Consider the following 8,346-nt stretch of genomic DNA (forward strand, 5'->3'; position numbering starts at 1 on the left):
GCGCTGCCGGGAGCGGAGGGACGGCGGGGCGGTCGAGCCATGGCGGAGGCCTCCTCGGCGGTGCTGGGGGAACGGGAGCGGCCCCGGTGCCCGCACCGAGGTGCGGGACGACCGGGGCCGCTGGGCGAGGCTACGCCGAGAAGCGCGGGAAGGCGGAGCGACCCGCGTAGGTGGCCGCACCTCCCAGGATCTCCTCGATGCGCAGCAGCTGGTTGTACTTCGCGACGCGGTCCGACCGGGCGGGGGCGCCCGTCTTGATCTGACCGCCGTCCACGGCGACCGCGAGATCGGCGATGGTGGTGTCCTCGGTCTCGCCGGAGCGGTGCGAGAGGATCGCGGTCATGCCGCTGCGCTGGGCGAGGGCCACGGCGTCGAGCGTCTCGGTGAGCGTGCCGATCTGGTTCACCTTGACCAGGATCGAGTTGCCGGCCTTCTCGGCGATGCCGCGGGCCAGGCGCACCGGGTTGGTCACGTAGAGGTCGTCTCCGACGAGCTGCACCTTGTCGCCGATCTCGGCGGTGAGGTGGGTCCAGCCGGCCCAGTCGTCCTCGTCCAGCGGGTCCTCGATCGAGACCAGCGGGTAGTTGGCGACGAGGTCGGCGTAGTACGCGGAGAGCTCCTCCGCGGTCAGCTTCTTGCCCTCGAACGTGTAGGCGCCGTCGTTGTAGAACTCGGAGGAGGCCACGTCGAGCGCGAGCCCGATGTCCTTGCCGGGGGTGAAGCCGGCGGCCTCGACGGCCTTGAGGATGAAGTCGAGGGCCTCGCGGTTGGTGGGCAGGTCGGGGGCGAAGCCGCCCTCGTCGCCGAGGCCCGTGGCGAAGCCGGCCTTCTTCAGCTGCGCCTTGAGCGCGTGGTAGATCTCGACGCCCCAGCGCAGGCCCTCCGAGAAGGACTCGGCGCCCAGCGGGACCGCCATGAACTCCTGGATGTCGACGCCGGTGTCGGCGTGCGCGCCTCCGTTGATGATGTTCATCAGCGGCACGGGCAGAGTGTGGGCGTTCGGGCCGCCGACGTAGCGGAAGAGGTCGAGGTCTGCCGACTGCGCGGCGGCCTTGGCGACCGCGAGGCTGACGCCCAGGATCGCGTTGGCGCCCAGGCGCGACTTGTTCTCGGTGCCGTCGAGCTCGATCAGCTCGGCGTCGACGAGGCGCTGGTCGGTGGCGTCGAAGCCCTCGATGGCCGGGCCGATCTCGTCGATGACGGCGTCGACCGCCTTCTGCACGCCCTTGCCGAGGTAGCGCTCGGAGTCGCCGTCGCGCAGCTCGTACGCCTCGAAGGCACCGGTGGACGCGCCGGAGGGCACGGCCGCTCGCGAGGACGCGCCGTCCTCGAGCAGGACCTCGACCTCGACCGTGGGGTTGCCACGGGAGTCCAGAATTTCTCGGGCGACGACTGCCTCGATAAGGGCCACAACTATCTCCTCTTGACGGGTGCGCTCCCGGAGGGTGGGAGCGGTCGGGAAGGAGTCTACTGACCGCCCCCGAACGGCAGGGGAACGCGGGGCGTGCGTAGACTTCCAGGGCCCTGAACACAGCAGCGCGCCCGCGCGCGAGCCGATCCGGAGGATCCCGTGACCACGACCGCCGCCGCCCTCGTCGAGCGCCTCACCGAGGTCGTCCCCGACTTCCCCGAGCCCGGGATCCTGTTCCGCGATCTGACTCCGGTCTTCGGCGACGGCGAGGCGCTGCGCGCGGTGGCCGACGCGCTGCTGGAGCCCTACCGCGGCCGGATCGACGCGATCGCCGGGGTGGAGGCGCGCGGCTTCCTGCTCGCAGCGGCCGCCGCCTACTCGGCGGGGCTCGGCGTCGTCACCATCCGCAAGCCCGGCAAGCTCCCCCGCGCCGTCCTGCGCGAGGACGCGACGCTCGAGTACGGCACGACGACCCTCGAGGTGCACGAGGACGCGGTGCCGAAGGGTGCGCGGCTCCTGCTCGTCGACGACGTGCTCGCCACCGGCGGCACGCTCGATGCGAGCCGCCGGCTGATCGAGCGGGCCGGCTGGAGCCTCGAGGGCATCGCCGTCGTGATGGAGCTCGACGGTCTCGGCGGCCGCGAGCTGCTCGCCGGCAGCCGCGTCGACGCGCTCGTCACCGTCTGAGGCGCCGGCACCCGGACACGCCGCCCGGATGCCGGCGCGCGCTCAGTTGAGCGAGAGTGACATCCGGGACAGCACGAAGGTCTCGACGACCTGGACGAGCATGTAGAGCACGAGCGAGACGCCCGTGACGAGCACGACCGCCGACCAGACGTCGTCGAAGCGCGCCTGGGTCGACCACTTCGAGATCGTGCCGCCGATTCCGCCGCCCGTCGACAGCCACTCCGCGAGGAGGGCGCCCGTGATCGCACCGGGCACGGAGATGCGGATGGCCGCGAAGAGCGAGGGCAGGGCGCCGGGGATCGCGACCTTGCGGATCGCGGTGAGCGTGGATCCGCCGTAGACCGCGACCACGTCCAGCATCTGCGGCGACGCGTTCTTGAGTCCGAAGGCGATCGTGACCAGGGCCGGGAAGAGCACCACGATGCCGCCGACGACCGCGACGGACGCGACGGTGCCCTGGCCGAACACCAGGATGATCAGCGGCGCCATCGCGATGAGCGGAACCGAGCGCAGCAGCAGCGCGAAGGGCATCAGGGCGTGCTCGACGCCCTTGGAGAGCCGGAACAGGATCGCCACGAGGATCGCGACCGCGAGACCGGCGGCGAAGCCGATGAAGGAGTCCCAGAGGGTGACCGCGAAGAGCGCGCCCAGCTCGGCGCGGTGCTCGGCGGCGCTCTCGCCGGTGACGAGGTGGTCCCAGACGTCCCACGGCCCCTTGATCACGTAGGGCGAGACGCCGCTGAAGAGGATGACGCCGATCCAGATCGCGAGGACGATCACGATCGTCGACAGGGCGATCAGCGCGCTCTTGCGCAGGCTCTTGAGCGTCGCGCCCAGCGCCGCCGAGCGCAGCTGCCGGCGGAGCTCGTCGACCGCGAGGATCGACGTGTCGGTCGACTGCTCGGTCCTGCCGCGGGTGAGGGTCATGATCGCGCCTGCTTTCCGGAGGACCAGGGCGCGACGAGGCGGCCGATCAGTCCGACGATGCCGTAGCCCAGGAGCGCGACTCCCGCGCAGAGCAGGAAGAGCGCCCAGACGCGCGGCGAGTTGAGCGAGACCTGCGCGGCGACCAGGATCGGCCCCACCCCGGTCTCGATCTTGCCGAAGTACTCCCCCAGGATCGCGCCGAGGAAGGCCGCGGGGACCGCGATCTGCAGCGCGGAGAGGATGTTGGGCAGGGCCGCGATGAGGCGCACCTTGCGCAGCTGCGTGAGCCTCGTGCCTCCGTAGACCGTGACGACGTCGAGCGACGCCTTGTCGGCCGCCTTGAGCCCCAGGAGGCTGCCCACCACGGTGGTGAAGAACACGGAGAGGCCGGCCAGGAACACCGCGGTCGCGCTCGGCAGGCCGGGGGCCTCGGCGCCGCCCATGATCAGGAGCACCAGGGTGCCGATCGCGACGATCGGGACGCAGTAGGTGACGACAGCGAGCTGCGAGACGATCCCCTCCAGCCACGGCACGACGAGGACGAGGGCCGAGAGCACCAGGGCGATGAGGTTGCCCCAGAAGTAGCCGACGGCGGCCTCGCCGATCGTGACGGAGAAGTTGCGCCAGTAGAAGCCGAAGCCGTCGTCGATCGCGACCTGCACGACCTGCACGGGGGTGGGCACCACGGCGTAGGTCGAGGAGCCGGTGGGCGCGCTGACGAGCGCGATGGCCCACCAGACGGCCACGATGCCGACGACACCGAGGAGTCCGGACGCCCAGGGCGGGAGGGAGAAGGAGCGCCGCTCGAGCGCGGGAGAGGGGGAAGCCGTGGCCACGGTGCGCGTCCTAGTGCTCGTCGGCGGCCGCGCCGCCGTCGCCGAACAGTAGCTCGGAGGCCTGGTCGACGTACGCGTGGAACTCGGGGGTGCGCTGCATCTCGGGCGTGCGCGGGCGGGGCAGGTCGATGTCGATGATCTCCTTGACCCGGCCCGGACGCGGGCTCATCACGGCGACGCGGTCCGAGAGGAAGATCGCCTCGGAGATGCCGTGCGTGACGAGCAGAGTGGTGGCGGGCTTCTCGGTCCAGATGCGCAGCAGCTCGAGGTTCAGCTTCTGGCGCGTCATGTCGTCGAGCGCACCGAACGGCTCGTCGAGCAGGAGCACCTCGGGCTTGAGGATGAGGCACCGCGCGATCGAGACGCGCTGGCGCATGCCTCCCGAGAGCTGAGCGGGCTTGGCCTTCTCGAAGCCGCGCAGGCCCACCAGGTCGATGAGCTCGTCGATGTAGGACTGGTCCACCTTCTTGCCCGCGATCTCGAACGGGAGGCGGATGTTCGACATCACGCTGCGCCACGGCAGGAGCGCGTGGTCCTGGAAGGCGATGCCGAGCTTGTTGTCGCGGCGCAGCTCCTTCGGGGTGCGGCCGTCGACCCGGATGGAGCCGGATGTCGGCTCCTCCAGCCCCGCGAGGATGCGGAGGATCGTCGACTTGCCGCACCCCGAGGGGCCCAGCAGCGCGAGGAAGCTGCCCTGGTCGGTGTGCAGATCCGTGTCCTGCAGCGCCGTGACGCTGCGGGCGCCCATCCGGAACGTCTTCGACAGGCCGTGGATCTGGATGCCGGTGCCGCCGGCGTCCTGCTCGCGCAGGAGGCCGGCGTCGGTCGTGTCGGTCACGGGTGGTGCCCTTCGTGGAGGTGGATCGGCGCCGGGATCAGGCGGCGTAGTCGACGAGCTCGGGGTTCTCCTCGTAGACCTCGGCGAGGAGGCTCATGTCGAAGAGGTCGTCGGCGGCGATGTCGATGCCGGCGCCGGCGAGCGAGGCGATGGTCTCGCTCTGCAGCTCGTCCGAGATGGTGAAGAGGCCGTTCGCGGCGGTGTCGTCCGAGACGACGAGCTGCTCGGCCTGGATCGTCGCGCCCTCCTTCGAGGAGGCCTCGTCGAGGCCGAGGTCCTTGCCGTACTCCTCGACGGCGAGCATCGCGCCCGCCTCCGGGTCCTGCACGGCGTCGGTCCAGCCCTTGATCTCGGCGACCAGGAACGCCTTCAGCGCGTCGCGCTTCTCGGCGATGGCCTGCTCCGTGACCGTGAAGGTCTCGGCGACGAACGGCAGTCCGTTGTCGGCGAAGGGCAGGTTGACGACCTCGTAGCCCTCGTTCGCGACGGTGATCGCCTCGTTGGTGAGGTAGGCGATGAAGCCGTCGACGGTGCCGTTGATGAGGACGGAGGGGTCGTACTCGACCGGCACGACGGTGAGGTCGGACTCCGAGAGGCCGTTCGCGGCGAGCAGCGCCTGGAAGAGCGAGGTGTTCGACGCCTGGACGCCGATCTTCTTGCCGGCCATGTCGGCCGGGGTGGCGATGTTGCCCGCGGTCGCGATCGAGAGGACCGTGAAGGGGTTCTTCTGGTAGGTCGCGCCGATGATCTTCAGCGGAGCCTCCTGCTGGGCGATCACCGTGCCGACCGAGACGGCGTCGCTGAGCGCGACATCGGCGGAGCCCGAGAGCAGCTCCGCGGTGCCGGTCGACGGGCCCGCGGTGAGGGTGACGCCCGAGAGACCGGCCTCGGTGTAGTAGCCCTTCGAGTCGGCGAAGAACTCGCCCGAGAACTCCTCGTTCTTGATCCAGGAGAGCTGGACCTTCAGGGTGCCGAGGTCGCCGCCCTCGCCGCCGCCACCGGTCGAGCCGGAGGCGTCGGAGGAGCAGGAGGCGAGGACGGAGGCGCCGCCGAGGGCGAGGCCGGCCACGCCCGCCATGCGGAGGAGGCTGCGGCGGTCGAAGGCCGGGGTGCGGAAGGGCGACAGGGTCAAGGGGGACTCCTCGGGTCGAGATCGTCGGGGCTGCTGGGAGCGGCCGCGGTGATGCTGCTGCTGTGGTGCGCGGGTGGCGACGGGAGCCCGTTCAGGCGCGCCAAGTCGCGCCGATCGGGTGCCTCGACGCTATCCTCGGGAGATTTCTCGGGTGTGTCCGCAGATTTCGCGGGTATTAAGGCTCTCACGGATCCGACAACGGATGCGCCACTCCGGCGGACTCGTCCGGCGGATCGGGGGGAGCCCCTCCGGAGCCCGCTCGATCAGCCCAGCCGCTTGAACGTCAGGGAGTCGACGTCCGCGCCGTCGCGCGGAACGAGGGCGAAGCGGGTGAAGCCCGCCGCACCCGCCCGGTCCAGGAGCGGGGTGAGGTTCTTGCTGCGGCGCTCCAGCCGCACCCGGGAGCCGCGCGCGATCAGCTCCTGCTTGAGGGCGAGCAGCGTCTCGGGCGCCGCGTCGCGCTCGTGCACGAGCACGACCGCGTCCGGGCGCTCGTCGACGGGCACGTCGATCAGCTCGACGATCCGCTCGAAGCCGATCGAGAAGCCGCACGCCGGGACGTCCTGCCCGAGGAACCGGCCGATCATGCCGTCGTAGCGCCCTCCTCCGCCCACCGAGGAGCCGGAGGACGGGTGCGCGATCTCGAAGATCGTCCCGGTGTAGTAGCCCATGCCGCGCACGAGGGTGGGGTCGAAGCGGAGCGAGACGCCTGCCGGCAGGGAGCGCAGCGCGCGCGCCAGGGTCTCGAGGGCGAGCACGGCCTCGGGATCGACGCCCTCGGGCAGGATCCCGAGGATCTCGGACTCCTCGAGCGGCACTCCCCCGCCGCTCACCGCCCCCTCGATGCGCGCGAGGTAGCCGCCGAGGACCGCGGCGGCGTCGGCTCCGTCGGCCTCGAGCTCGGCGACGACGCCCGAGGCGCCGATCTTGTCGAGCTTGTCGATCGAGATCAGGGCCTGCCCGAAGCGCTCGGGCGCGAATCCGCAGTGCTCGAGGATGCCCAGCAGGAGCCGGCGGTCGTTGATGCGGATCGTGCAGTCGCGCAGACCCAGGGTGTCGAGCGCCGAGGCCGTCGCGGTGATCAGCTCGACCTCGGCCAGCTGCCCGGGCTCGCCGATGATGTCGATGTCGCACTGCACGAACTGGCGGTAGCGGCCCTTCTGCGGGCGCTCGGCGCGCCAGACGGGGGCGATCTGCACCGAGCGGAAGACGGTGGGCAGCTCGGCCCGGTGCGTCGCGTAGAAGCGGGCGAGCGGCACGGTGAGGTCGAAGCGGAGCCCCAGGTCGGCGAGCGCCGACGGGTCGTCGGAGGCGGCGGCCGCGGCGAGGTCGTCGTGGGAGAGGCCGCGTCGCAGCACGCTGAAGGCGAGCTTCTCGTTGTCGCCGCCGAGGCCCGAGTGCAGTCGCTCGAAGTCCTCGACGACGGGGGTCTCGATCTCGTCGAAGCCGTGCGACGCGTAGACGCGGCGGATGACGGCGAGCGCGTGCTCGCGCTTCGCCTTGTCGGCCGGGAGGAAGTCGCGCATGCCGCGGGGCGGGGTGATCGAGGAGGCCATGGGGACGATTCTCCCAGACGACCGGCAGCGGACGGGGCGGCCGAGGGGGGCCTGCGCGGCCGGTCCCGCCGTCGGCCGCACTCCTCCGTCGCTACTGCGCCGCTACTCCGCCGCGCGCTCGCGCTCGACGGCGCGGATCTCGTCCTGGAGGTCGCGGGTCGCGGTGCGGAGCGCGCGCTCGGCGTCCAGGCCCTGGGCGCGCGCGGAGGCGACGATGGCGAGCAGCAGCGGGCCGAGGTCGTCCTCCGACTCGATGGGCAGGGGCCCCTCCCCCGCGTCGACGATGCCGAGGGTCGTCGCCTTGCCGATCACCTTGTCGGCGAGCGCCAGCGCGGGCATGCCCTGCGGGATGCCGTCGAGCACGCTCGTGCGATGCGGCTTCTCGGTCCTCTTCAGCTCGTCCCAGACCGCGATGACGTCGTCGGCCGTCTCGGCCGTGGCGTCGCCGAAGACGTGCGGGTGCCGGCCGATCATCTTGGCGTTCATGTGCGCGGCGACGTCCTCGATGGTGAACGGCTCGGAGCCGTCGGCGGCGAGATCGGCGTGGAAGAGCACCTGGTAGAGCACGTCGCCGAGCTCCTCGATCAGATCGGCGCGGTCGCCCGCCTCGATCGCGTCGACGAGCTCGTGCGACTCCTCGATGAGGTAGCGCACGAGCGATTCGTGGGTCTGCTCGGCGTCCCACGGGCAGCCGCCCGGGGCGCGGAGGACGTGGACGGTGCGGATGAGCTCGTCGAGCCGGGGATGCGCGGTCACCCGGCCATCCTCGCATCCGCGGCCCGGGGCGCTCCTCAGGCGCGGGCGAGGCGGTGCCGCGCGGTGAGCAGGCACGCGAGCACCGCGAGCGGCGCCGCGACGGCGAGGCCGGGGGCGGTCGCGACTCCGACGGCGGCGGCGCCCGTCACGAGCACGCCGGCCAGGTTCCAGAGCAGCACCATCGCTCCGGCGCCGTCGCCGAT

General features: G+C 71.6%; 8 protein-coding genes. 1 reads left to right on the plus strand and 7 read right to left on the minus strand.

The genetic code is table 11. The features are described from left to right. Nucleotides 1-130: 130 nt before the first annotated feature. A complete protein-coding gene (eno, locus tag NB037_RS17415) occupies nt 131-1,411 on the minus strand; it encodes a phosphopyruvate hydratase (RefSeq protein ID WP_055793720.1) in 1,281 nt (426 codons plus the stop codon). A 159-nt stretch (nt 1,412-1,570) separates the two neighbouring features. Here eno and NB037_RS17420 point away from each other — a divergent pair, with 159 nt between their 5' ends. Next, nucleotides 1,571-2,098 (plus strand): adenine phosphoribosyltransferase, encoded by a 528-nt coding sequence (locus tag NB037_RS17420; protein WP_251948033.1) that lies wholly within the window; start codon nt 1,571-1,573, stop codon nt 2,096-2,098. A 42-nt stretch (nt 2,099-2,140) separates the two neighbouring features. Here NB037_RS17420 and NB037_RS17425 read toward each other — a convergent pair whose 3' ends face one another. The 6 genes from NB037_RS17425 to NB037_RS17450 all read right to left on the minus strand — a co-directional run bounded on the left by NB037_RS17425 (nt 2,141) and on the right by NB037_RS17450 (nt 8,143). Next, a complete protein-coding gene (locus NB037_RS17425; protein ID WP_251948035.1) occupies nt 2,141-3,025 on the minus strand; it encodes an ABC transporter permease in 885 nt (294 codons plus the stop codon). Beyond that, nucleotides 3,022-3,861 carry an ABC transporter permease gene (locus NB037_RS17430; protein WP_251948037.1) on the minus strand — a complete coding sequence of 280 codons (840 nt, stop codon included), beginning with the start codon at nt 3,859-3,861 and terminating at the stop codon, nt 3,022-3,024. The genes NB037_RS17425 and NB037_RS17430 overlap by 4 nt, the downstream gene beginning before the upstream one ends. Nucleotides 3,862-3,871: 10 nt before the next feature. Beyond that, the gene (locus NB037_RS17435; protein WP_207403519.1) at nt 3,872-4,609 is read right to left on the minus strand and encodes an ABC transporter ATP-binding protein; all 738 of its coding nucleotides are present in this window, start codon (nt 4,607-4,609) and stop codon (nt 3,872-3,874) included. 127 nt (nt 4,610-4,736) lie between these two features. Continuing rightward, entirely contained in the window at nt 4,737-5,831 is a 1,095-nt protein-coding gene (locus NB037_RS17440; protein WP_251948039.1) for an ABC transporter substrate-binding protein, read from the minus strand. 263 nt (nt 5,832-6,094) lie between these two features. After that, a complete protein-coding gene (gene hisS / locus NB037_RS17445) occupies nt 6,095-7,387 on the minus strand; it encodes a histidine--tRNA ligase (protein WP_251948041.1) in 1,293 nt (430 codons plus the stop codon). A gap of 102 nt (nt 7,388-7,489) precedes the next feature. Beyond that, the gene (locus tag NB037_RS17450) at nt 7,490-8,143 is read right to left on the minus strand and encodes a nucleoside triphosphate pyrophosphohydrolase (RefSeq protein ID WP_251948044.1); all 654 of its coding nucleotides are present in this window, start codon (nt 8,141-8,143) and stop codon (nt 7,490-7,492) included. Between the last annotated feature and the right edge of the window lie 203 nt (nt 8,144-8,346).

Source organism: Rathayibacter rubneri (assembly GCF_023743255.1).
GTDB lineage: Bacteria > Actinomycetota > Actinomycetes > Actinomycetales > Microbacteriaceae > Rathayibacter > Rathayibacter rubneri.

Coding starts and splice junctions, on each gene's coding strand:
- NB037_RS17435 (WP_207403519.1), bottom strand. CDS start 4,609: ATGGGCGCCCGCAGCGTCACGGCGCTGCAGGACACGGATCTGCACACC.
- NB037_RS17425 (WP_251948035.1), bottom strand. CDS start 3,025: ATGACCCTCACCCGCGGCAGGACCGAGCAGTCGACCGACACGTCGATC.
- hisS (WP_251948041.1), bottom strand. CDS start 7,387: ATGGCCTCCTCGATCACCCCGCCCCGCGGCATGCGCGACTTCCTCCCG.